Origin of the sequence: Actinomadura oligospora ATCC 43269, assembly GCF_000518265.1 — a bacterium.
GTDB lineage: Bacteria > Actinomycetota > Actinomycetes > Streptosporangiales > Streptosporangiaceae > Spirillospora > Spirillospora oligospora.
In genome coordinates this window covers 748,368-771,413 of record NZ_JADG01000004.1, presented here as the reverse complement: position 1 = coordinate 771,413, position 23,046 = coordinate 748,368, and the positions used below count along the sequence as shown (strand labels likewise).

General features: G+C 71.1%; 16 protein-coding genes. 7 read left to right on the top strand and 9 right to left on the bottom strand.

The genetic code is table 11. From position 1 onward, the window contains the following. Window positions 1-11 precede the first annotated feature (11 nt). The 4 genes from P696_RS0108090 to aceB form a co-directional block, all read right to left on the bottom strand. On the bottom strand, window positions 12-1,274 hold the full coding sequence (locus tag P696_RS0108090) for a heterodisulfide reductase-related iron-sulfur binding cluster (RefSeq protein WP_051467168.1): 1,263 nt from the start codon (window positions 1,272-1,274) through the stop codon (window positions 12-14). 21 nt (window positions 1,275-1,295) lie between these two features. After that, window positions 1,296-2,450, bottom strand: a complete 1,155-nt coding sequence (locus P696_RS0108085) for an FAD-binding oxidoreductase (protein WP_026411941.1) — start codon at window positions 2,448-2,450, stop codon at window positions 1,296-1,298. Continuing rightward, on the bottom strand, window positions 2,450-3,904 hold the full coding sequence (locus P696_RS0108080) for an FAD-linked oxidase C-terminal domain-containing protein (protein ID WP_026411940.1): 1,455 nt from the start codon (window positions 3,902-3,904) through the stop codon (window positions 2,450-2,452). The genes P696_RS0108085 and P696_RS0108080 overlap by 1 nt, the downstream gene beginning before the upstream one ends. Before the next feature lie 89 nt (window positions 3,905-3,993). After that, entirely contained in the window at window positions 3,994-5,595 is a 1,602-nt protein-coding gene (gene aceB / locus P696_RS0108075) for a malate synthase A (protein ID WP_026411939.1), read from the bottom strand. Between the two features lie 362 nt (window positions 5,596-5,957). Between aceB and hflX the strand changes: the two genes are divergently transcribed. The 3 genes from hflX to P696_RS0108060 all read left to right on the top strand — a co-directional run bounded on the left by hflX (window position 5,958) and on the right by P696_RS0108060 (window position 10,503). Next, window positions 5,958-7,421, top strand: a complete 1,464-nt coding sequence (hflX, locus tag P696_RS0108070) for a GTPase HflX (RefSeq protein WP_026411938.1) — start codon at window positions 5,958-5,960, stop codon at window positions 7,419-7,421. A gap of 850 nt (window positions 7,422-8,271) precedes the next feature. Next, a complete protein-coding gene (gene hutI, locus P696_RS0108065; RefSeq protein WP_026411937.1) occupies window positions 8,272-9,486 on the top strand; it encodes an imidazolonepropionase in 1,215 nt (404 codons plus the stop codon). Between the two features lie 171 nt (window positions 9,487-9,657). Continuing rightward, a complete protein-coding gene (locus P696_RS0108060) occupies window positions 9,658-10,503 on the top strand; it encodes a DegV family protein (protein WP_026411936.1) in 846 nt (281 codons plus the stop codon). A gap of 8 nt (window positions 10,504-10,511) precedes the next feature. Here P696_RS0108060 and P696_RS55705 read toward each other — a convergent pair whose 3' ends face one another. Continuing rightward, window positions 10,512-10,871 (bottom strand): hypothetical protein, encoded by a 360-nt coding sequence (locus tag P696_RS55705; RefSeq protein ID WP_157429557.1) that lies wholly within the window; start codon window positions 10,869-10,871, stop codon window positions 10,512-10,514. A gap of 737 nt (window positions 10,872-11,608) precedes the next feature. Here P696_RS55705 and P696_RS0108055 point away from each other — a divergent pair. Both P696_RS0108055 and P696_RS0108045 read left to right on the top strand, forming a co-directional pair. Next, window positions 11,609-12,244 (top strand): ComEA family DNA-binding protein, encoded by a 636-nt coding sequence (locus P696_RS0108055; RefSeq protein WP_034483441.1) that lies wholly within the window; start codon window positions 11,609-11,611, stop codon window positions 12,242-12,244. Between the two features lie 2,480 nt (window positions 12,245-14,724). Then, window positions 14,725-16,773 carry a DNA internalization-related competence protein ComEC/Rec2 gene (locus P696_RS0108045; protein ID WP_281174920.1) on the top strand — a complete coding sequence of 683 codons (2,049 nt, stop codon included), beginning with the start codon at window positions 14,725-14,727 and terminating at the stop codon, window positions 16,771-16,773. Between the two features lie 111 nt (window positions 16,774-16,884). On the opposite strand, the gene holA is transcribed toward P696_RS0108045, so the two are convergent. Together holA and P696_RS0108035 are read right to left on the bottom strand one after the other, a co-directional pair. Beyond that, window positions 16,885-17,844, bottom strand: coding sequence for a DNA polymerase III subunit delta (gene holA / locus P696_RS0108040; protein ID WP_026411932.1), 960 nt, complete (start codon window positions 17,842-17,844; stop codon window positions 16,885-16,887). Between the two features lie 374 nt (window positions 17,845-18,218). Continuing rightward, entirely contained in the window at window positions 18,219-19,076 is an 858-nt protein-coding gene (locus tag P696_RS0108035; protein WP_034483437.1) for a LysR family transcriptional regulator, read from the bottom strand. A 69-nt stretch (window positions 19,077-19,145) separates the two neighbouring features. Between P696_RS0108035 and P696_RS0108030 the strand changes: the two genes are divergently transcribed. Continuing rightward, the gene (locus tag P696_RS0108030) at window positions 19,146-19,640 is read left to right on the top strand and encodes a hypothetical protein (protein WP_026411930.1); all 495 of its coding nucleotides are present in this window, start codon (window positions 19,146-19,148) and stop codon (window positions 19,638-19,640) included. Here P696_RS0108030 and P696_RS0108025 read toward each other — a convergent pair. Together P696_RS0108025 and rpsT are read right to left on the bottom strand one after the other, a co-directional pair. Next, window positions 19,637-20,173, bottom strand: coding sequence for an RNA 2'-phosphotransferase (locus P696_RS0108025; RefSeq protein ID WP_026411929.1), 537 nt, complete (start codon window positions 20,171-20,173; stop codon window positions 19,637-19,639). The two genes, P696_RS0108030 and P696_RS0108025, sit on opposite strands and share 4 nt — an antisense overlap. A 237-nt stretch (window positions 20,174-20,410) precedes the next feature. Beyond that, on the bottom strand, window positions 20,411-20,677 hold the full coding sequence (gene rpsT / locus P696_RS0108020) for a 30S ribosomal protein S20 (protein ID WP_026411928.1): 267 nt from the start codon (window positions 20,675-20,677) through the stop codon (window positions 20,411-20,413). Window positions 20,678-21,027: 350 nt separating this feature from the next. Between rpsT and lepA the strand changes: the two genes are divergently transcribed. Continuing rightward, a complete protein-coding gene (lepA, locus tag P696_RS0108015; protein ID WP_026411927.1) occupies window positions 21,028-22,881 on the top strand; it encodes a translation elongation factor 4 in 1,854 nt (617 codons plus the stop codon). Window positions 22,882-23,046 lie beyond the last annotated feature (165 nt).

Genomic DNA, 23,046 nt, shown 5'->3' with positions numbered 1-23,046 from the left:
ACGGCCCCGGCTCAGCGGGTGAGCAGTGTCGCGGCGGGGTGCCCGCGGAGCGACGCGTCCAGCACCTGGGCGGTGTGCGCGACCGGAAGGGACGCGCCCTGCCGTTCCAGGGCCTGGGCGATCTGGAGCGAGCACCCGGGGTTCGCGGCGACGAGGAGTTCGGCGCCGGTCGCGGCCACGTTGGTCGCCTTGCGGTCGCCCAGTTCGGCCGCCGCGTCCGGCTGGAGCAGGTTGTAGGTGCCCGCCGAGCCACAGCAGATCTCCGGATCCGCTATTTCCTTCACGGTCAGCTCAGGGATGCCCGCCAGCAGCATGCGCGGCTGTGTCCTGACTCCCTGCGCGTGCGCGAGGTGGCAGGCGTCGTGGTAGGCCACCGTCACCGGCAGGGGATGCCGCTCCGCGCGCGGTCCCAGCTCGACCAGGAATTCGGCCAGGTCACGGGTCTTCTCGGAGAGCGCGCGTGCACGAGCCGACCAGGCGGCGTCGTCCGCGAGGAGGGTCTCGTACTCCTTCATCGCCGAACCGCAGCCCGCTGAGTTGACCACGATGACGTCCACGCCTTCGAACGTCTCGACCGTCTTGCGCGCGAACGCGCGGGCCTCATCGTCCCGCCCGGAGTGCAGCGACAACGCTCCGCAGCAGCCCTGGTGGCGCGGGATCAGCACGTCGCAGCCCTCCAGGGCCAGCACGCGCGCGGTCGCGGCGTTCACACCGGGGAAGAACTCGCGCTGGACGCATCCGGTGAGCATCCCGACCGTCGCCCGGCGTCCGCCGCGCGCGGACACCCGTTCGGGCAGCCGGGGAGCCCTCTCCGACGGCGGCGCGAGACGCTCCATCGCGGCGAGGGTCGGGGACAAGCGCTCAAGGATGCCGCTGCGCCTGACCAGGGAGGGTAGTCCGGAGCGCTGATAGGCCCGTAGCGGCCCTCGGAGCGCTCGCAGCCGATTCGGGTACGGGAACAGCCGGAAAATCGCCTCACGGACCGCTCGCTCGCCCCGCGAACGCGGATGCTCGGCCTCGACCCGGGCCCGGGTGACCTCGATGAGCCGGTCGTACTGGACACCCGACGGGCACGCCGTCACGCACGCCATGCACCCCAGGCACGCGTCGAAATGCTGCACCATGACGTCGTCCAGCGGCGCGCCCTCCTCGTGCTGCTCCATGAGGTGGATGCGTCCGCGCGGCGAGTCCATCTCCTCGCCCCACAGCACGTAGGTCGGGCAGGTCGGCAGGCAGAAGCCGCAGTGGACACAGTCGTTCAGCAGATTCGGCATGTCGTCCGGCCGGGTCACGGGTCACACTCCTTCGGCGAATCGACCGGGCGAGAGCCGGTGATCGGGGTCGAACTGGTCCTTCACTCGTCGCATGAGGGGGAGCGCGGGCATCGGCCCCCATACGTCCACGGCCTCCCTGACGGACCGTCCCGCGCGCATGAGGACGACCCGCGCCCCGGTCGGTTTCAGCGCTTCGCGCAGGGCTTCCAGGTCGTCGGGGGCCGTGTAGAGGCGTCCGGCACCGGCAGAGCCGCGCAGGGGTAGGCCCTTGGCGGCGTCCATGACCTCTGGCAGCCGCGCAGGAAGGCTCCGGATCTCCGCCAGGACTTCGCCCTCTGGAAGCCTGTTCCACCAGTCCGGGGTGGTAACGGGCGCACCGCCGAGCAGGTCGCGCAGGCGCGCGGACGTCTCGTCCGGGGTCTCGGTCTCGGCCTCCACCACGACCGTCGTCTCGTCCGACCCGGCCGGACGGTCGATCTCGAGCGCGCGCGGGACGACCTGGGAGTGCAACACCGCCTGGACGGCCCGTCCCGGGTCCTTCACCGTGGCCGCCACGCGCACGACGCGCGCGGCCGGGTGCATGCGGAACGTCGCGTCCACGATGAGGCCGAGCGTGCCGAGGGAGCCCGTGTAGAGCTTGCCGAGGTCGTATCCGGCCACGTTCTTGACGACCTTGCCGCCGGAGCGCGTGACCGTGCCGTCCGCCCGGACGACCGTGATCCCGATCAGCAGGTCGCGCGCGGACCCGTGCAGCAGGCGGCCGGGACCCGCGAAATCCGTGGCGATCGCGCCGCCGATCGTCCCGTCCATGGGCGGAGCGAGCGCGAGGTGCTGCCCCCACCCGTCGGCCTCGGCCGCGTGCAGCGCCTCGAACGTCAACCCGGCCTCGACGTGCAGCGTCAGGTCGCCAGGGGAGTGCTTGATGATCCGGTCGAGGTTGCGGCTGGTGACGAGCACCTCGCACCGCTCGACCGGACGGCCGTGGTCGAGTTTGGTCCCGGCACCGGACGGGACGACGGCCAGACCGTGCTCGGCGGCCGTCCGCATCACCGCCGAAGCCTCGTCCAGGCTCGCGGGCGCGGCGACGACCCGGGGAACCAGACCGTCGACCCGGTCGGTGTCCCCACCAGGACGGACGTCAGCGCAGACCTTGGCGAACGCATCCAGAACGGACATCAGAACAGGTCCGCCTTTCCTTCGGCGACCAGCGGATGCGGGCCTTTCCGGACGCCCGGAACCTCCCCGCACAGACGCGGCGTCGGGAACACCTTGCCCGGGTTGCAAAGCCCCGCCGGGTCGAATCCGCACCGGACCATCTGCATCGTGTCGAGGTCGTCGTCGCTGAACATGCGTAGCATGTAACGGGCCTTGTCCACACCCACGCCGTGCTCGCCCGTGATGGAGCCCCCTTGCTCGATACAGAGATCGAGGATCGCCCCGGAGACCTTCTCGGCCCGCTCCTGCGCGCCCGGTACGGCGTCGTCGAAAAGCACGAGCGGATGCAGATTGCCGTCCCCGGCGTGGAAGACGTTCGCGACGCGCACGCCGGACTCCCGGCTCAGCGCGTCGATGCGTCCCAGCACCTCGCCGAGCGCCGTCCGCGGGATCACACCGTCCTGGACGATGTAGGCGGGGCTGATCCGGCCCATCGCGGCGAACGCGGACTTGCGGCCCTTCCAGATCAGCGCGCGCTCGGTGTCGTCGGCCGCGACCCGGATCTCGAACGCGCCCGCCTCCCGGCACAACCGCCCGACCTCGGCGAACTGGTGCGCGACGGTCGCCTCCGGACCGTCCAGCTCGACCACCAGCACCGCGCCCGCGCCCTCCGGATACCCGCAGGCCACGGCCGCCTCCGCAGCCTTGATGGACAGCGCGTCCATCATCTCGATCGCCGCCGGCACCACCCCGGCCGCGATGATCGCCGACACCGCCTCGCCGCCCTGCTCGATCGTGTCGAACGCGGCCAGCAGCGTCTGGACGGTCTGCGGCAGCCGGGTCAGCCGCACGGTGACCTTGGTGGTGATGCCGAGCGTGCCCTCCGAGCCGACGAACACGCCCAGCAGGTCGAAGCCCGGATCGTCCCGGGACAGCTCCACGACCTCGCCGTCCGGAGTGACGATCTCGCTGGCCAGGATGTGATGCGCGGTGAACCCGTACTTCAGGCAGTGCGCCCCGCCCGAGTTCTCCGCCACGTTCCCGCCGACCGAGCAGACCTGCTGGCTGGACGGGTCGGGCGCGAAGTAGTACCCGTGCGGGCGCGCGGCCCGCGTCACGTCCAGATTGATCACGCCTGGCTCAACCACCGCGCGCTGGTTCGCCACGTCGATATCGAGGATGCGGCGCATTCTCGCCGTCACGATGAGAACGCCGTCCGTCCGGGGGAGCGCCCCACCGGACAGGCCCGTCCCCGAACCCCGGGCTACATAGGGGACGCCTGCTTCTATGCACGCGCGCACGATGGCGGCTATCTGCTCGGCCGTCTCAGGCAGGACGACCAGCCCGGGAGAGGCACGGTGGGACGTCAGCCCGTCGCAGTCGTACGTGCGCAACCGCACGGGATCGGTGATGACCGACTCGGGGCCGAGCACGCGGATGCAACGCTCGGCCAGGGCCCGCAGAGTGTCTGCCATGCCGTCTCCCTAGGGCGAGGGGCGCGGCGGCCCTGGCCGTTCACGACGAGCCAGGGCACCGCGCCCACGGTCTTGCGGGAGTACTTCCCTTACGGGAAGCGGATGTACGCCGGGGTGGTCAGGAACTCGGAGTACTCGTCCGCGAGGGTGACCTCCTTGAACAGCGCCACGGCCTCGTTGTAACGCGGCTCGTTGAAGGCGTCGCCCAGCTCGGCGCGGATGCCGGCCAGTTCCTCGTCCAGCAGGCGCTCGACCAGCTCGCGGGTGACGGTCTGGCCCTCCTTGAGGGTCACGCCGTTGCGGATCCACTGCCAGACCTGCGACCGGGAGATCTCGGCGGTCGCCGCGTCCTCCATCAGGTTGTGGATCGCGACCGCGCCCGAGCCGTTCAGCCAGGTCGCGAGGTAGCGCAGCGCCACGTCGATGTTGTTGCGCAGGCCCGCCTCGGTGATGTCGCCCGGCGTCGCCTTGAAGTTCAGCAGGTCGGCGGCCGAGACCTTGACGTCCTCGCGGAGCCGGTCACGCTGGTTCGGCTTGTCGCCGAGGACGCCGTCGAACACCTCGCGGCAGACCGGGACCAGGTCCGGGTGCGCGACCCAGGAACCGTCGAATCCGGCGCCCGACTCGCGCGTCTTGTCCGCCCGGACCTTCTCCAGTGCGACCTTGTTGACCTCGGCGTCCTTGCGGGACGGGATGAACGCCGCCATGCCGCCGATCGCGTGGGCGCCGCGCTTGTGGCAGGTGCGGACGAGCAGCTCGGTGTACGCGCGCATGAAGGGCGCGGTCATCGTGATCGCGTTCCGCTCCGGCAGGACGTAGTCGGCGCCCCGGTCCCGGAACTTCTTGATCACGCTGAACAGGTAGTCCCAGCGGCCCGCGTTCAGCCCCGCGGAGTGGTCGCGCAGCTCGTAGAGGATCTCCTCCATCTCGAACGCGGCCGGGATCGTCTCGATCAGGACGGTTGCGCGGATCGTGCCGCGCGGGATCTCCAGGATGTCCTGCGCCAGGTTGAAGGCGTCGTTCCAGAGGCGGGCCTCCAGGTGCGACTCCATCTTCGGCAGGTAGAAGTACGGGCCTTTGCCCTTGGCCAGCTGGCGGCGCGCGCAGTGGAAGAGGTACAGGCCGAAGTCGAACAGGGAGCCCGACATCGGCTCGCCGTCCACCAGCAGGTGCTTCTCCTCCATGTGCCACCCGCGCGGGCGCACGACGATGGTGGCGAGCTCCTCGTCGTCCTTGAGGCTGTAGGACTTGCCGCTCTTGGCGTCGGTGAAGTCGATCGTGCGGTCCAGGGCGTCCCGCAGGCTCAGCTGGCCCTCGATCATGTTCGTCCACAGCGGCGTGTTGGCGTCCTCGAAGTCGGCCAGCCACACCTTCGCGCCCGAGTTCAGGGCGTTGATCGTCATCTTCCGGTCGGTCGGGCCGGTGATCTCGACCCGGCGGTCCCGCAGCCCCGGCGCGGGCTCGGCGACCCGCCAGGACTCGTCGGTGCGGACCTCGGCCGTCTCCGGCAGGAAGTCCAGCGTGCCGCCCGCGGACAGCCGCTCCTGGCGCTCCTCGCGGGCCTTCAGCAGCTCCTTGCGGCGCGCGCCGAACTCCCGCTGGAGCGTGGCGAGCAGGCCGAGAGCCTCGGGGGTGAGGATCTCGTCGTAGCGCTCGCCAAGAGGTCCCCGGACCTCGACACCGTCGGTCATGTGCCCGCCCTTCCGTCGTTGTGCTGCGTCCGTCGTGCCGCGCCGCGCGGCTGTGCAGCGTTGTTCCGCATGGAATTTCGTATGCCGAAATTCCGGTTCTGTTCTGTGGAGAACGCTACTCGCCGGTACGGATCCGGGTCAAAGCGGGCCGTCCCTGAGAAACTCCCCTCCGCGAGGCCCGGATAATCGGGTGACCTGCCCAGGCGTGCGTGGGACGATCTCAGGGAAACCGTCCGGGACGATCGCGGGCGACCCGGGGGCCGTCCAGAACGGACGGCCATCGCGGGGATGTCGCGGTGCAGCGCGGGTACGAGCCGTCGTGGGGAATCGACCGGGCCTCCACGGCGTTTGACAGAGGGCATATGACTCAACGTTTCTCAGAACACCGCACCGACGACGTCCTGGACGACTTCGGCGGCCTCGACGACTTCGACGGGGACGAGCCCATGACCGGTGAGCTCGACCTCGAGGAGCGTCGCGCGCTGCGCCGCGTCACGGGACTGTCCACCGAACTCGAAGACGTCACCGAGGTCGAGTACCGGCAGCTCCGGCTGGAGCGGGTCGTGCTCGTCGGGGTCTGGACCGAGGGCACCGCCGAGGAGGCCGAGAACTCGCTCCGCGAGCTGGCGCTCCTCGCCGAGACCGCCGGATCGCAGGTCCTGGAGGGCCTCACCCAGCGCCGGTCCCGGCCGGACGCGGCGACCTACATCGGCTCCGGCAAGGCCGAGGAGCTGCGCGACGTCGTGATCTCCACCGGCGCCGACACCGTGATCTGCGACGGGGAGCTCGCGCCGAGCCAGCTGCGCCACCTGGAGGAGATCGTCCAGGTCAAGGTCATCGACCGGACCGCGCTGATCCTCGACATCTTCGCCCAGCACGCCAAGAGCCGCGAGGGCAAGGCCCAGGTCGAGCTCGCCCAGCTGAACTACCTGCTGCCGCGCCTGCGCGGCTGGGGCGGCAACCTGTCCCGCCAGGTCGGCGGGCGCGCCGCGGGCGGCGTCGGCATCGGCGGCCGAGGCCCCGGCGAGACCAAGATCGAGCTGGACCGGCGGCGGATCCGCACCCGGATGGCCAAGCTGCGCCGCCAGATCGCCGAGATGGGCAAGGCCCGCGACACCAAGCGCGGCGAGCGCCGCCGCAACATGGTGCCCGCCGTCGCCATCGCCGGCTACACCAACGCGGGCAAGTCGTCCCTGCTCAACCGGCTCACCGGCGCGGGCGTGCTGGTGGAGGACGCGCTGTTCGCCACCCTCGACCCGACCGTCCGGCGCTCCACGACCCCGTCCGGACGGGCCTACACGCTCGCCGACACTGTCGGGTTCGTCCGGCACCTGCCGCACCAGCTCGTCGAGGCGTTCCGGTCCACCCTGGAGGAGGTCAGCGACGCGCACCTGGTCGTGCACGTCGTGGACGGCTCCGACCCGGACCCCGAGCGGCAGATCGACTCCGTCCGCGAGGTCTTCCGCGAGATCGGCGCCGACAAACTGCCCGAGCTCATCGTGATCAACAAGGCGGACGCGGCCGACCCGCTCGCCATCGCCCGGCTGCGCCGGCGCGAGCCGCACAGCGTCGTCGTCTCGGCCCGCACCGGCCAGGGCATCGACGACCTGCGGGCCGCCATCGAGACCGCCCTCCCCATGCTCGCGCACGAGGTCCGCGTCCTGCTCCCGTACGAGCGGGGCGACCTGGTGACCGCGATCCACGAGCGCGGAGAGGTCCTCAAGCAGGAGCACGAGGCCGCGGGCACGGTCATGCTGGCCCGCGTTCCGGAGGACCTGGCGGGCGAACTCGCCCGCTACGAGGATCCGGTCCCCGCGAGCTCCTGAGCGGCCCTCTGGCCCTACGCACTGAGCCGGGTCGGGGCCTTGACGCGCCCTGAGCCCGCTTGGCCGGGCCTGACGCGCTGAGGTGCGCTCAGGCCCGGCGATGTCTTGAGCGCGCTCCAGGCTCGATGCGCTGGGTCTCCCGAGGGCTCGGGACGTCCTGAACGCGATCAGGTTGCCACCAGGTTCCGCTCAGTTTCCTGAACGTTGCCCCGCGTAGCTGAACGTTTCCTGGACGTCGTGATGGCCCTCCGGCTGGTCCGGGGGACGCGTGACGACGCGCGGGCGCGCGTAATTGCGACCCGACATGACTTCAGGGAAAGCTGCGGGGAGCGCAGACACGAAGAGAACGGGTGTGGCCGCACGGTGTTGCGGCCGCACCCGTTCTCTGATCGTTTCCGGACGTGCAGGTCATCGCCGTCAGGTGACAGGTTCTCCATTCCGCTTGACGGGTCTGCCGGAATCCGTACGGTCATAGGACTAAGGGTGGGGTGATGGCGTCGATGCGGTGCGTGCCGGTATTTGGCGGTTTATTGGACGGTGGGCGGGTTATGGTCGCTTGTCGGTCATGTTGTGCCTGGTCCGACGCCCATCACCGCCTTCGCCGCCGGGGAACTTTCCGGCGGCGCGCGGCGTTGGCCGGGCGAAGGTTGTCCGCCGGGCCTTCAGTGCACTACCGTGACGAAACCGATATCTCCGGTCTCGTTGCTCAAGGTGATCATTCGATCACCCATTCCCCCAGTGGTGAACCGCCGGCACCCAGTCGGCGTTCCGTATCGAGAGCAGGTGGCCCAGTCCATGGCGTCATACCCCACGCCGCGCGGCGTTCCCACCCCCTTCGGGCGGTGACCCCGTGACGGTCAGGCTGCTCACCAACATCGGACGTCTCTGGACGGGCACCGACGTCTGCAGCAACGCCGCCGTCCTGATCCACGACGACCGCATCGTGTGGGCGGGGCCCGCCTCGGACCTGCCGCAGAGCGTGCCCGGCATCATCGACGACATCGTCGACGTCGACCACGTGGAGAACCTCGGCGGCGGCCTGGTCACCCCCGGCCTCATCGACGCCCACGCGCACCCGGTCTACGCGGGCAACCGCTGGGCCGAACTGGCGATGCGCACCAGCGGCTCGTCCCACTCGGCCATCGCGGCGGCCGGCGGCGGCGTCAACTCCACCGTCACCGTGACCCGCGGAACCGACCCCTGGACGCTGTGCAACGGCGTCCGCGAACGGCTGCGGCAGTGGATCCTCGCGGGCACCACGACCGTCGAGGCCAAGACCGGCTACCACCTCACGCGCGACGGCGAGCTCGCCGACATCCGGATGCTGCGGTCGCTGGAGTCCGAGCCGTCCATGCCGCGCATCCACGCGACCTTCCTCGCCGCGCACATCCTGCCGCCCGAGTACTTCGGACGCCGCCGCGACTACATCGAGGCCGTCCGGCAGTGGGCCGGAGACGCCGCCGTCGCCGGCGCCGACTCCATCGACGTGTACTGCGACGAGGGGCACTTCACCGCCGAAGAGGCGCGCATCCTGCTGCTGACCGGCAAGCGCAACGGGCTGAAGGCGCGCATGCACGCCTGCGCCAACGAACGCGTCGGAGCGGCCCAGGTCGCCGCCGAGGTCGGCTGCGCGTCCGCGGACCTGCTCACCCAGGCCAACGACGACGACGTGAAGGCCCTCGCGCACGCGGGCGTCACCGCCACCGTCTGCCCCGGAAGCGCGCTGAACTCGTCCCGTCCGGCCGCGCCGGTGCGCGCGATGCTCGACCGCGGCGTCACCGTCGCACTCGGCACCGACCACAACCCCGGGCAGTGCGGCATCACGTCCATGCCGCTGGTCATCGGCCTCGCCGTCGCCATGTACGGCCTGTCGGTCACCGAGGCCCTCCGCGCCGCCACGCTCGGCGGGGCAGCCGCCCTGCGCGTCGGCGACCGCGGTTCCCTCGCCCCCGGCATGCTCGCCGATCTCGTCCTCTGGGACGCCGACCACGAGGGCGCGTTCGCCTGGGCCTTCGGCCTCCGCGCGCTCCGCGTCTGGCGCGGCGGCGTTCCCGTCCAGCCCTGACGTCGTCCCGGGCCGACTCCGGGACGACGCTCCGCCCTTCGACCGGCCCGAACGTGATCCGTGCGCGGGATGTCCGCTTCGTGCGGTGGTCACTCACGGGTTAACGGAGCCGTCACAGATTGATACAACTCGGTCACCCATGTCTGGCCGTCCGGGAGTAGCCTCACCCTCATGGGCAGCGCGGTAGCGGTCGTCACGGACTCCTCGTCCTACCTTCCCCCTGGCCTCGCCGACCGGCACACGATCACGGTCGTCCCGCTGCAGCTCGCGGTCGGCGGCGACGTCCGCGACGAGGACGCGACCACGGCGGCCGAGACCGCGCGTGCGCTGCGCGAACGGCACCCGGTCACGACGTCCCGGCCGTCCCCGGAACGCTTCGCCGCGGCGTACGCGTCCGCCGCGGAGGCCGGCGCGTCCGCCGTGGTCTCGGTGCACCTGTCGGCCTCGATGTCGGGAACGGTCGAGGCCGCGCGCCTCGCCGCCGCGGAATCGCCCGTGCCCGTCCACGTGGTCGACTCGGGCACCATCGGGATGGGGCTGGGTTTCGTGGTCCTGTCCGCCGCCTCGAGGGCGCTGGACGGCGGCACGCCCACCGACGTCGTGGCGGCCGCCGAACGCCGTGCCGCGTTGACGCGGTCGCTCTTCTACGTCGACAACCTCGAGCATCTGCGGCGTGGAGGACGCCTCGGCGCCGCCGCGAACCTGCTGGATTCCGCGCTCCTGGTGAAGCCGCTCCTGGACGTCTCGGCCGGGCGCGTCAGGCCGCTGGAGAAGGTGCGCACGACGTCCAGGGCGCTGGCCCGGCTGGCGGACCTCGCCGTGGCCGAAGCCGCCAGCCGTCCCGTGGACCTGGGGGTCCAGCACCTCGACGCGTCCGACCGGGCCGAGGCCCTCGCCGCCGACCTTCGCAAGCGCGTCCCGAACGCCACGGACATCCACGTCGGCGAAGTCGGCCCGGTCATCGGCGCGCACGTGGGACCCGGGATGCTGGGCGTGGTGGTCGCGCCGCTTCCCTGAGGCCGGAGCTACCCGGCCCGGGTTCGTCGGCAGCGCTCGACCCATCCAGCCTTGTACTCGAGGCCCGCTCTGGTGCCGAGCCGGATGTCGGCAGGCATTGGCCATACCGGGATTTCGCCTGTCCGAACGTGCTTGACCTCGAACAATGCGGCGCAGCGCGCATAGGGGCTCATCGACCTGGAAAACGCGTAGGCGGCAAAGACGATCTTTCCGGTCGGCTGGGGCGGAGTGGTGGCTGCCTCGCTGGCCCCGGCGGCGAAACCCGCACGCCAGGCAGGGGATTCTTCGTTGATCACCGGCGCTCGTCCGGAATCCGCCGACATGAGACCGACGAGAACGACCGCGACAAGTCCTGCAGTCCGCACCATGGCGGGAAATCTACAGATCATCGCCGACAGTTGCTGAGGATCTTGATTTCGCTGCCCGAAATCACCTCTCCCACCTGCGAGAACGAGGGTTATCCACAGTTCGCCGCCGCACTTTCGGTCGGTGCTCCGGGTCTTCTAGCGTCCTATGCATGGACATTCTCAGCACGACGGCCCCTCCAGCCGCCCACTTTCGCTCAGCCCCCACCCGTCCCGGCTTTCCCACGCCGGACGCCGAGCCTCCGAGCGGCCCGAGAAGGCCGGAGGCCACCTCGCTATCCGACGCGAGCGCTGTTCCTGCGGCGACTTCGCGTCCTGGAAGCAGGCCGCCGTCCACTGCGGCACGGCCCCATGTCGACGATCGAGCGCGTTCCGCCACGGAGGCGCGTTCTGGCGAGCGAACCCGCTTCGCCGCCCAAGCAACCCATGCCGACGAGGGGCCACATCCGACCATGCAGGCGCGTGCCGGCTTCGAGGACTGGCCTCGTCCAGAGGCTGAACCGCGGCAGACGCACGAGATGAGACCGGCACCCCGCCCAGAACGCCCTCTGGACGTCGACCCGCCTCCGGACACCGCACCGAGGAGCCCGAAGCGGCGCCTGTTCGGCACGGATTCATCGTCCACGGCCGCTGGGCCGCAGCGCGATCGCCACGGGCCTGTCCCTTCATCCGAGCCGTCCGCCGCGCGACTCCTGGCCCGCGCCAGGGGCCTGCTCGAACGTGACCGGCTGGATCCCGGCATGGGCGGTGTCCGTGCCCTGGTGATCGTCGGGGTCATCGCGGTGCTGGTCGCTGTCGGCTACCTCTGGATGGCGCGTCCACGCCCCGATCCGGTGACGGCCTCCGCGGTGTCCCCGTCCCTGTCGGTGACCGCCAGCGAGACGAGCGCCCTCGCGTCCGCCGGGCCCAGCGGCGGGTCACAACTCGTCGTGCAGGTGATCGGCAAGGTCCGTCGCCCGGGCGTGCTGACCCTCGCTGCGGGGTCACGCGTGGCGGACGCCCTCAACGCAGCCGGAGGCGTCCGCCCAGGCGCCGACACGGGCGCGCTGAACCTCGCCCGCAAGCTCATGGACGGTGAGCAGATCGCCGTCGGCATCCACCCACCCGCGCCCCCGCCCGGCCAGGGCCCGGCCCCGCCCGGCGGCACCACGGGCGCTCCTTCCGGCGCGTCCCCCGGAGCCCCGCTCGACCTGAACACCGCGACCGCCGAACAACTCGACCAACTCCCAGGAGTGGGGCCCGTCCTGGCTCGTCGCATCATCGACTACCGCACCCAACACGGCCCGTTCCGCAGCGTCGACCAACTCCAGGAGGTCCCCGGCATAGGAGCCCGCCGCCTCACCGACCTCAAACCCCTGCTCACCACCCCCGGCTGACCCAGAACCCCACGCCCGGCACCCGCCCAGACCAAGCGCCCGAAAAACGCCACAAGAACTAGTCCATCCCGGCAGCCCCGGCAGCCCCGGCAGCCCCGGCAGCCCCGGCAGTCCGGCCACGCTGCGGCCCGGCGGCGCGGCAGTCCGGGAGTCCGGCAGTCCGGTAGCGCGGTAGAGCGGCAGTGCCGCAGCCCGGCAGCGCGGCGACCCGGCAGCGCGGCGACCCGGCAGCGCGGCGACCCGGCGGTGCGGCGACCCGGCGGTGCGGCGACCCGGCGGTGCGGCATCCCGGCGGTGAGGCGGCTCGGCAGCGCGGGCCTCGGCCAACCGACGGGATGGCTTCATCACGGGTGGCAGGACGCTGCACGGCTGACGAGCGGGCGACTTCTTTCGGGACTGCTGGATGTCTTGATCAGGGGGACCTCGTCCAGGGCAACAAGGGTGGCTTGCCAGGCACGGCCAACTGACCTCAACCGGATCGGCGGGCCTGATGAGGCCGAAGGGGGCGACCCCACCCACACCTCCAGCGCGGCTTGCGGCCCCACAACGAAGTTGCCCGCCGCGAGCAGGGCGCGGACGCCGATGCGCGGCAGCTGGGGCGCGGTCCAGCGCGCGGTCAGCATGAACACCGCCGCTGCGGGCGTCTGCCCGAGTCCGGCTTCAGGGCGCTGTAGCCGAGGACGTCCTGGAAGGAGAGCGACAACAGGAGACTCCTGCGCCATAGGGGCGCAGCTGGCTTGGCCAGTTGGCACCCCAGAGCGGCAGGTGGCCACGACCGGGAGCTGTGCTCATCGGCCTTGGTGCGCATGCTCGGGTGCGGTGCCCGCACAGGTCAGGGGCGATACGCGCAAGGCCGGGTTCAGTCGAGGTCGTGAACCGGGCTCAATCCAACCGAGCCTGACCTACCCGCATGAATGAGCTCAGCTCGCCAGCGAGACAGAGCAGGAGTGACGTTTCCCGGCACAGCCGCGCGCCATCACCGCTGGGCCACTGGCCTCATCCACCGACAACCACGAACTATCCACCGAGGAACACGAACCATGAAGGATCGAAGTGAATGCCCTGACCGGGGTGAGCCACCTGCACGAGCTTCCGCGCGCCCACGGGCATCGGCGTCCGCAGAAGGCTCCGCCTCCGTGCAAGGACGGGTGAATCTTCATGGCCGGACTCCCGCGCAGGCCTCCGCATCCGCTCGTACAACTGGCTCCGCGCCGGGCCCTCCGTCTGTGCAGACGCAGGGATCAGGAGGAGGGTCAGTCCCTGCACAGACATTCACGCCCTCCCAGGAACTCGTTTCGACAGGTAGGACCGCGCCGGAGTGTGGGGACCCGTCTGCGCCCGAGTGTGGGAACGCGTCCGCAGAGGTGTCTGCGTTCGAGCCGTTCGACGAGTTCGGTGATCCGGGTGGCAAGGACGCCGCCGCGCAGCGCGGCCAGGAAGGTCGGGCATTCGCCCGCACGCTGCCGTCCGTCGGCGACGAAGTCCCCGGTGATGTCTCCGACGCGGCGGTGCTGACCAGACAGGCGTCGCTGCCCGTGGGAGGGGCGGCAGGCGTGGGGGCGTCCGCGCCCATCCCGGATTCTGCGTTCGCCCGTGAGGCTGCTTCTGGGGAAGAGGAGCTGTCGGCAGTTGAGTACGACCTGCGCTTGGTCGGTCCCGCTTTCGGGGCGTGGGCTGGTGCCTTTGTCTGTCTCGGGCAGTCCGTGCGGACGTGCTACTTCCTGGCCGGGGCATGCGCGCTCGCAGCGTGCGCGCTTCTTCTGCGCGTCCGCCACCGAAGACCTCGGGCTTCGTCCGTCTCACCCCGAAATGCGGCCTGGTCGGCCACGCCTCCGAGTATGGGCGGCCGGGGGGAGAACTCGAGTGGGTTTGACGGCTCAAGGGCGGTGGGTTCACGCGTACTTCGGGGCTCGAGCGGGCCGATGGGGTCGGGCGGGCTGGCGGGGCCGGGGCGGTTGGGCAGGTCGGGGCGCCAGGGCAGGGCGGTCAGGGGCCGTGGGCTGGGGAGGACGGCGTGGGCCGCCTGGGCTGGAGGGCTGGGGAGGTCGGGCAGGTCGGGGGGCCAGGGCAGGGCGGTCAGGGGCCGTGGGCTGGGGAGGACGGCGTGGGCCGCCTGGGCTGGAGGGCTGGGGAGGTCGGGCAGGTCGGGGGGCCAGGGCAGGGCGGTCAGGGGCCGTGGGCTGGGGAGAGCGGCGTGGGCCGCCAGGACTGCAGGGCTGGAGGAGCGGGGCGGCTTGGCTGCCAGGGTTGGAGGGGCGGAGGAGCGGGGCGGTTGGGCTGCCGAGGCCGGACGGCTGGAGGAGCGGGGTGGTTGGGTCGGCGGGGTTGGAGGGCCGGTGGAAAGGGGCGGCTGGGCTGCCGGGGATAGGGGGCTGGAAAGGCGGGGTGGTTGGGCGGTTGAGGGGTGGTTGGTGGTCGGGGGAGTCGTGTTGTTGTGTGCGGCGGCTTCTGCGGCTGGGGTCGGGCTGCGGACGTCGGCGGTGCGGTCGGGGCCGGTGTTCGCGGCGGCGCGGGCCCATCTTGGCGCGACGGTGGTGGCGGTCATCACGGACGATCCGAAGACCAAGCAGGTCGGCGGCCGGGATCTGGTGATCGTTCGTGCGCGGGTGGAACGCTACGAGGGGCGTGGGAAGGGGGTGCGGACGAGGGTTCCGGTCCTGCTGCTCGCGTCCGGCCGGGAGTGGAGCGGGCTGGTTCCGAGCATGAAGGTGCGTTGTGTGGGGCGGCTCGCGCCGCCGAAGCATGCGGAGCTGCTGGCGGCGGTGGTGCTCGTGCGTGGCCCGCCGTCCGTGGTCGGCGGACCCTCGAAGGTGCAGCGGGTCGCCGGGGCCGTTCGCGCGAGGCTGAGGCAGGCGGCGGACGTCCTGCATCCGGACGCGCGGGGCGTCTTGCCCGCCATGGTCGTCGGCGACACTTCGCGCCTCGACCCGACGCTCGCCGACGACTTCACCACCGCCGGACTGAGCCATCTCCTCGTCGTCTCCGGGGCGAACCTGGCGATCGTCGTCGGGGCGGTCCTGGCGCTCTGCCGGATGGTCGGGTTGGGCAGGCGGGGCGCGCCGCTGATCGCCGGGCTGGCGGTCGTCGCGTTCGTCGTGATCGCGCGTCCGGACCCGAGTGTGCTCAGAGCTGCGGTGATGGCGACCGTCGGTCTCCTGGCCCTGTTCACGGGCCGTCCACGTCAGGGTGTGGCGGCGCTCGCTGGAGCGGTGCTCCTGCTCGTCCTCGTCGATCCGGAGCTGAGCCGGTCCTATGGGTTCGCACTTTCAGCCGCGGCGACGGCGGGGCTTCTCGTGCTCGCACCCGCTTGGCGCGAACGCCTGCGGCGGCGGCTGCCCAACCTCGTGGCCGACGCCTTGGCCGTGGCAGTGGCCGCCGAGCTCGCGGTGGCGCCGATCCTGGTCATGATGTCGGGGGAACTCGGCGTCGTCTCGGTGGCTGCCAACCTGCTCGCCGATCCGGCCGTCGCACCGGCGACGTTGCTCGGTGCCGCGGCTGCCGTGACGGCACCGTTCTCTCCGGCCCTTGCAGGTCTGATCCTCTGGCCGGCGGAGTACCCCGTCCGCTGGATCATCTGGGTCGCCAGGACGGCCTCCACCCTGCCCTACGCGACCCTCCCCTGGGCGAGTGGCGCGCTGGGTGCGGCCGGGCTGCTCATCGCAGGCGCCATCACCATCGCGATGCTGCGCTCACGGCGCCTGCGTCTCCTGTTCGCCGCCGCGATCGTGGGGGTCCTGGCGGGTGTGGTGTGCATGCACGTTCTCGCTCCGGGATGGCCGCCGCCGGGCTGGCAACTCGTCATGTGTGATGTGGGCCAAGGAGATGGGCTTGTCTTGTCAGCGGGCCCAGGCCGGGCCGTGGTCGTGGATACCGGGCCGGAACCGAGCGCCATGGACGGCTGTCTCCGTCGCCTGCGCGTTCGCGAGGTGCCTCTGCTCGTCCTGACGCATCCACATGCCGACCACATCGGCGGCATCCCGGGTGTCCGACATGGCAGACGTGTCGGACTGGCGCTGGTCACACCACTGGGTTTCGGTCGCGAGGCCCGCTTCACGGGCGGCGTCCCCACGCGCCCGGCGCTGCCCGGCGAGACCTGGCGAACCGGGGACCTTGCCCTAAGCGTCCTGGCTCCTGCCGTGTCCGGTCCTCACCTCACCGCGCACGACGACGGCACGGTCATGAACAACGCCAGCATCGTCCTGGTCGCGACGCGTCCCGGCTTCAGCGCCCTCCTACCCGGCGACGTCGAAACCGAGGCTCAGCAGGCCCTGGTTTCGGCCGTGCCTCACGTCCAGGTCCTGAAGGTTCCGCACCACGGCTCTCGCAGTCAGCACCGCCCCTTCCTGGCCGCCGCCCACGCCTCGATCGGCCTGGTCTCCGTGGGCGAGGACAACGACTACGGGCACCCGTCCCCTCACACCGTCGGCCTGCTCCAGCATCTGGGCATCCGAGTCCTGCGCACTGACCGACAAGGAGACATAGCCGTCGTCCGCACCCACACAGGCATAGCCACAGTCGCCCGCCACTGACACTCACCGCCACCCGCCGCGCGGTCACCTAGGCTCCAGGCGACACCAGCGCCAGCGTGAGGACCGTGAGCGTTTCCAAGCCAGCCGGCGTCACCGTCTGGCTGGCGCGTGTCAGCGGGGGGAGCGGGCTGCGACGATGTCTGAGACTGCCTTTTCCAGGGCGTATGCGGGGTCGGCTGCGCCGCCCTTGACCTGGGCGTCGGCCTCGGCGACCACGGTGAGGGCGCGTGCGACGCCGTTGCCTGACCAGCCGCGCAGCTGGCGCTGGACTCGGTCGATCTTCCACGGGGGCATGCCCAGCTCCTTCGCGAGCGACGCGCCGCGCGCTCCACGTGGGGCGCCGCCGACCTTCGCCAGCCCGCGCACACCCTGGGCCAGGGCGCTCACGATCAGGACGGGCGCGACGCCGGTCGCCAGCGCCCACCGCAGCTGCTCCAGCGCGTCCGCGAGCTGCCCCTCGATCGCCTTGTCCGCCACGGTGAACCCGCTGACCTCGGCCCGTCCCCGGTAGTACCGCGCGATGGCCGCGTCGTCGACCTTCCCGCCGGTGTCGGCGACCAGCTGACTGGATGCGGCCGCGAGCTCCCGCAGGTCGTTCCCGACCGCGTCCACCAGCGTCCGTGCTCCGTCGGCGGAGATCTTCCCTCCGTGCCGCCGGATCTCGGTCCGGACGAAGTCGATCCGCTCGCCCGCCTTGGTGATCTTCGGGCACGCGATCTTCCGGGCCCCGGCCTTGGCGAGTCCGTCCGCCAGTGCCTTCCCCTTGGCCCCGCCCGCGTGCACCGCGACGAGCGCCACATCGGGCGCGGGATTCTTCACATACCTCAGCACCTCGGCCGCGAGATCCTTGTTCAGATCCTGCGCCGACCGGAGCACCAGCACCTTGCCGCCGCCGAACAGCGAAGGCGACGTCATCTCCGCCAGCCGTCCCGGTTCCATCCCCCCGGGCACGAGGTCGATGACCTCGGTCTCCGGGTCCTCCGCCCGGGCTCCGGCGACCACGTCCCCGACCGCCCGCTCAACGAGCAGCTCCTCGTCTCCGACGATCAAAGTGATGGCGTCCACTGGCACCCCCCAACAATGCCACACCCCTCCCTCCACCCCGACCCAACGGCCCGACACCATCCCACCGCCACGGTTCGCGCAGGCACGGAACATGCCGCTGAACGTCCCGCAATGCAGATGAACGGGATGGGCTCACACCACGCCAGTGAGCTCCGCGTGCAGGCCCAACGACACGGTCACCCCCGGTTCGGCGTGTTCCGGTCCTCGGCGTGGCGGTGGTCCTTGTTCTCGAAGCCGGGACGCCGACCGGCCAACCAGACGACCCCGTCTTCTCGGCCCGCCACCCTGCTGCGACCCGCACGCAGAGCTCCCCGGCGCGGTGTTCGCCGCCGTCCGCGAGGGTGGTCTCTGGCGCTGACTGTTGGCGGTGGGGAGGTGCCTCAGGGGGTGTGGAGGGCGGTCAGCAGGGTGGTCACGGTGGGGTCGGGGGTGCGGTCGGGATGGTGGACGGTGTGGTACGGGACGGGTGGGAGGTCGGTGATCTCGAGGTGGACGAGGCCGGGCGGCGCGGGGACGCAGCCGTTCACGACGGCCAGGCCGGCGCCGAGGGTGACGAGGTGGAGGATCAGGGGCCAGCCGGACGCCTCGACCGCGACGGTCCAGGGGACGTCGGCGGCTCGGAGGGCGCGTTCCAGGGAGGCGCGGTGGGGGCCGTGCGACGGCGGGACGATCAGGGACGTTCCGGCGAGGTCGGCCAGGGTGACGGAGGGACGTGACGCCAGTGGGTGGACGGCCGGCATCGAGAGGACCTGCGGGAACGTCGCCAGGGGCGTCGCGACGAGGTCGTCGGGCAGGACGTCCAGGACGGCGACTCCGACGTCCGCGGCGCCGCTCCGGACGGCGGTGAGGACGCGGGAGCGGTCGCCGTTGACGAGGCGGACGCCGGTGTCGGCGTGGAGGCGGCGGACGGCGGGGCCGAGCAGGTACAGGTAGGCGCCCTCGCCCGCCGCCAGGACGGGGACCCGGGTCCGGGACGTCCCGTTGAGGTCGGACAGGAAGGCGGACATCCGGTCGTCCATCTCGCGGGCGAAGCGGGCGACGCGCTCGCCGTCCGGGGTGAGGACGAGGGTTCGGCCCCGGCGGAGGTAGAGGGGGCGGCCCAGGTCGTCCGCGAGCTTGCGGATCTTGGTGTGCAGGGCGGGCTGCGAGATGTGCAGGTCCTCGGCGGCGCGCGTGAAGTTGAGGTGGGCGGCGAACACGGCGAAGGAGGCGAGCGCGTCCGTCGACAGCCGTTCCATAGGCACAAACTATAGATGTCCGCTCAAGAGATAGTTCTGCTCGAGTTCTGCGGTCGGGACGCTGGACGCATGGAACCCAGGCTCGGCGTCGATTTCGGACGCGTCATTCAGGGCGGCCCACTGTCACCGGGGAACGCGGACACGGCTTTTCTCGGCGGGACGATGCGCGACGCCCTCGCCTCCCCGGCCACCGGGGGCGCGTTCGAGGCCCTCGAAGAGCTGGTCGGGCTGTTCGGCGGACGGGTGTGGATCATCTCCAAGTGCGGTGAACGCGTCCAGCGGAAGACCCTCGCGTGGCTGGACCACCACGACGTCGCCGGACGGACAGGGCTGCCGCGGCGCAACGTCCGGTTCTGCCGCAAGCGGGCGCAGAAGGCCGATCACTGCGCCCGGCTCGGCATCACCCACATGATCGACGACCGGATCGACGTGCATCGCGCGCTGGACGGGGTCGTGCGGCGCCGGTACCTGTTCGGACCGCAGGACGGACCCGTCCCCGAGCGGCTGCCCAACCCGCTGACCTGGCCGGAAGCGGTCGCGATGATCCGCGCCGATCTGCCCTAGATCGTCAGGTAGCGCGGCGGGACGTGGGCGACGAGCCAGACGCCGTTCTCGCTCAGGTGGAACTCGTGGCCGTCCGCGGCCATCTCGCCCGCCGCCACGGTCAGGACGACCGGGACGCCGCGGCGTCCGCCGACGCGTTCGGCGGTGGCGCGGTCGGGGGACAGGTGGACGGCGTGCCGCCGCATCGGCAGCAGGCCCTCGGCCATGATCGTGTCCAGGGCCGCCCGGACCGTCCCGTGGAACAGGACGGGAGGCGGCGGGACGCTCGGCAGTCCCAGCTCCACCGGGACCGAATGCCCCTGGCTGGCGCGGATGCGGCGGCCGTCGTAGGCGTAGCGCCGCTTGTCGTTGGCCGCGACGACGTGTTCCAGCTCGGCGCGGGTGATCGGGAAGCCGTGCCGCCGGGCGGCTGCGAGCAGGTCGTCCACGTCGGCCCAGCCGTCCGCGGTCAGCGTCAACCCGATCCGTTCCGGACGGTGCCGCAGGTGCTTGGCGAGATACTTCGAGATCTTCACCAGGCGGCGTTCGTCCATGCCCACCACGCTATCCGGGGCCTTCGCTCGAAGGCGGCCCGCTGGAAGGCGGCCCGCTGGAAGGCGGCCCGCTGGAAGGCGGCCCGCTGGAAGGCGGCCCGCTGGAAGGCGGCCCGCTGGAAGGCGGCCCGCTGGAAGGCGGCCCGCGCCAGGGCGGGCCGTCCACGAGCACAACGACGAGGCCGTCGTCCCAGCCACAGGGACGACGGCCTCGTCGTGAAAGCCTGGAAGGCGGCCTTACTTGGCCAGCTCGGCGGCGCGCTTGGCGATGGCCGACTTGCGGTTGGCGGCCTGGTTCTTGTGGATGACGCCCTTGCTGACGGCCTTGTCGAGCTTGCGGGCGGCGGCGCGCTGGGCGGCGATCGCGGTCTCGGCGTTGCCGGCCTCGGCGGCCTCGTTGAACTTGCGGATCGCCGTCTTCAGCTCCGACTTGACGGCCTTGTTCCGCAGGCGAGCCTTCTCGTTCTGCTTGTTCCGCTTGATCTGGGACTTGATGTTAGCCACGTCGTAGTGCCTCAGCCTTGGTTGCGATCCTGGTTCCCGGCGTGCGACGGCCGCGCGCCCGGGATTGTACGAAGGTTGAACGGGGCGGAGGGTGCCCCTCGGCACGACGCTACGCCACACGCAGTCGCACAGCTTACCAATCCGCCGCCTCCACCCAAAACCCGGCCGGTCGAACGGGGGCTTCGGGGCGGTCGCACCGGGCCTTCAGGGCCCCGGACGGAGCCCGGAATCGAGGCGGGACCAGGGCTCCGGGGCGGTGCACCGAGCATCCCCCTGGACATGGGACCATGGAGGACGGTAGAGGAAGTCTGCCATGTCCTGTCCACCAGTGAGTTTGCGAACGGATCCCGGTGCCTGCGCCTGAGCCCAACAAGACCGACCCCGCGATCATCCGCAACTTCTGCATCATCGCGCACATCGACCACGGGAAGTCGACCCTGGCCGACCGGATGCTGCAGCTCACCGGGGTCGTCGACGAACGCTCGATGCGCGCCCAGTACCTCGACCGGATGGACATCGAGCGCGAGCGCGGCATCACGATCAAGTCGCAGGCGGTCCGGCTGCCCTGGCGCGGCGAGGACGGCACCGACTACGTCCTGAACCTGATCGACACCCCCGGCCACGTGGACTTCTCCTACGAGGTGTCCCGGTCGCTGGCGGCCTGCGAGGGCGCGATCCTGCTGGTGGACGCGGCGCAGGGCATCGAGGCGCAGACGCTGGCCAACCTGTACCTGGCGCTGGACGCCGACCTGCACCTCATCCCGGTGCTGAACAAGATCGACCTGCCCGCCGCGCAGCCGGAGAAGTACGCCGAGGAGCTGGCCGGGATCATCGGCTGCGACCCGTCCGACGTGCTCAAGGTGTCCGGCAAGACCGGCGAGGGCGTCAAGGAGCTGCTGAACCGGGTGGTCGAGACCGTCCCGGCGCCGGTCGGCGACCCGGACGGCCCGGCCCGCGCGCTGATCTTCGACTCGGTCTACGACACCTACCGCGGCGTGGTCACCTACGTCCGGATCGTGGACGGCCACCTGTCCCGGCGCGAGAAGTCGCTGATGATGTCGACCGGCGCGGCGCACGAGACGCTCGAGGTCGGGGTCATCTCGCCCGAGCCGAAGCCGGTCGGCGGGCTCGGCGTCGGCGAGGTCGGCTACCTGATCACCGGCGTGAAGGACGTCCGGCAGGCGCGGGTCGGCGACACCGTCACCGGCGCGACCCGGGCCGCCTCCGAGGCGCTCGGCGGCTACCAGGACCCGAAGCCCATGGTGTTCTCGGGCCTCTACCCGATGGACGGCGACCAGTACCCCGACCTGCGCGACGCGCTCGACAAGCTGCGGCTGAACGACGCCGCGCTGATCTACGAGCCGGAGACGTCGGCGGCGCTCGGGTTCGGGTTCCGCTGCGGCTTCCTCGGCCTGCTGCACATGGAGATCGTCCGGGAGCGGCTGGAGCGCGAGTTCAACCTCTCGCTGATCTCCACCGCGCCGAACGTCGTCTACCGGGTGGTGATGGAGGACGGTACCGAGCACGTCGTCACCAACCCGAGCGAGTTCCCCGAGGGCAAGATCGGCATGGTGTACGAGCCGGTGGTGAAGGCGACCATCCTCACCCCGTCCGACCACATCGGCGCGATCATGGAGCTGTGCCAGTCCCGGCGCGGCGTGCTGCTCGGCATGGACTACCTGTCGGAGGACCGGGTCGAGATCCGGTACACGCTGCCGCTCGCCGAGATCATCTTCGACTTCTTCGACCAGCTGAAGTCCCGGACCCGCGGCTACGCCTCGCTCGACTACGAGCCCGCCGGCGAGCAGGAGTCCGACCTGGTCAAGGTCGACATCCTGCTGCAGGGCGAGTCGGTCGACGCGTTCAGCCAGATCGTGCACAAGGACAAGGCCCGCGAGTACGGCCTGATGATGACCTCCAAGCTGAAGGAGCTCATCCCGAGGCAGCAGTACGAGGTGCCCATCCAGGCCGCGATCGGCGCGCGCATCATCGCGCGCGAGAACATCCGCGCCATCCGCAAGGACGTCCTCGCCAAGTGCTACGGCGGCGACATCTCCCGTAAGCGCAAGCTGCTGGAGAAGCAGAAGGAGGGCAAGAAGCGGATGAAGACGATCGGCCGGGTGGACGTCCCGCAGGAGGCGTTCGTCGCCGCGCTGTCCACCGGTGACTCCGCGTCGTCCGCCGACAAGGGCGGCAAGAAGTAGCCCTCCGGCACCGACCTTGAGGGAGCGGCCCTGCTCGACGCGGGGCCGCTCTCGCCTTGTCGGAGGCCCTTCGAGCTCCGGCCCGGTTCCCCATCAGACCGGACATGTCCGCCCGGGCCGGTGGACCTTTCCCGCAGGCCATGCGGCTTTGTCCAAAGCGGTGGT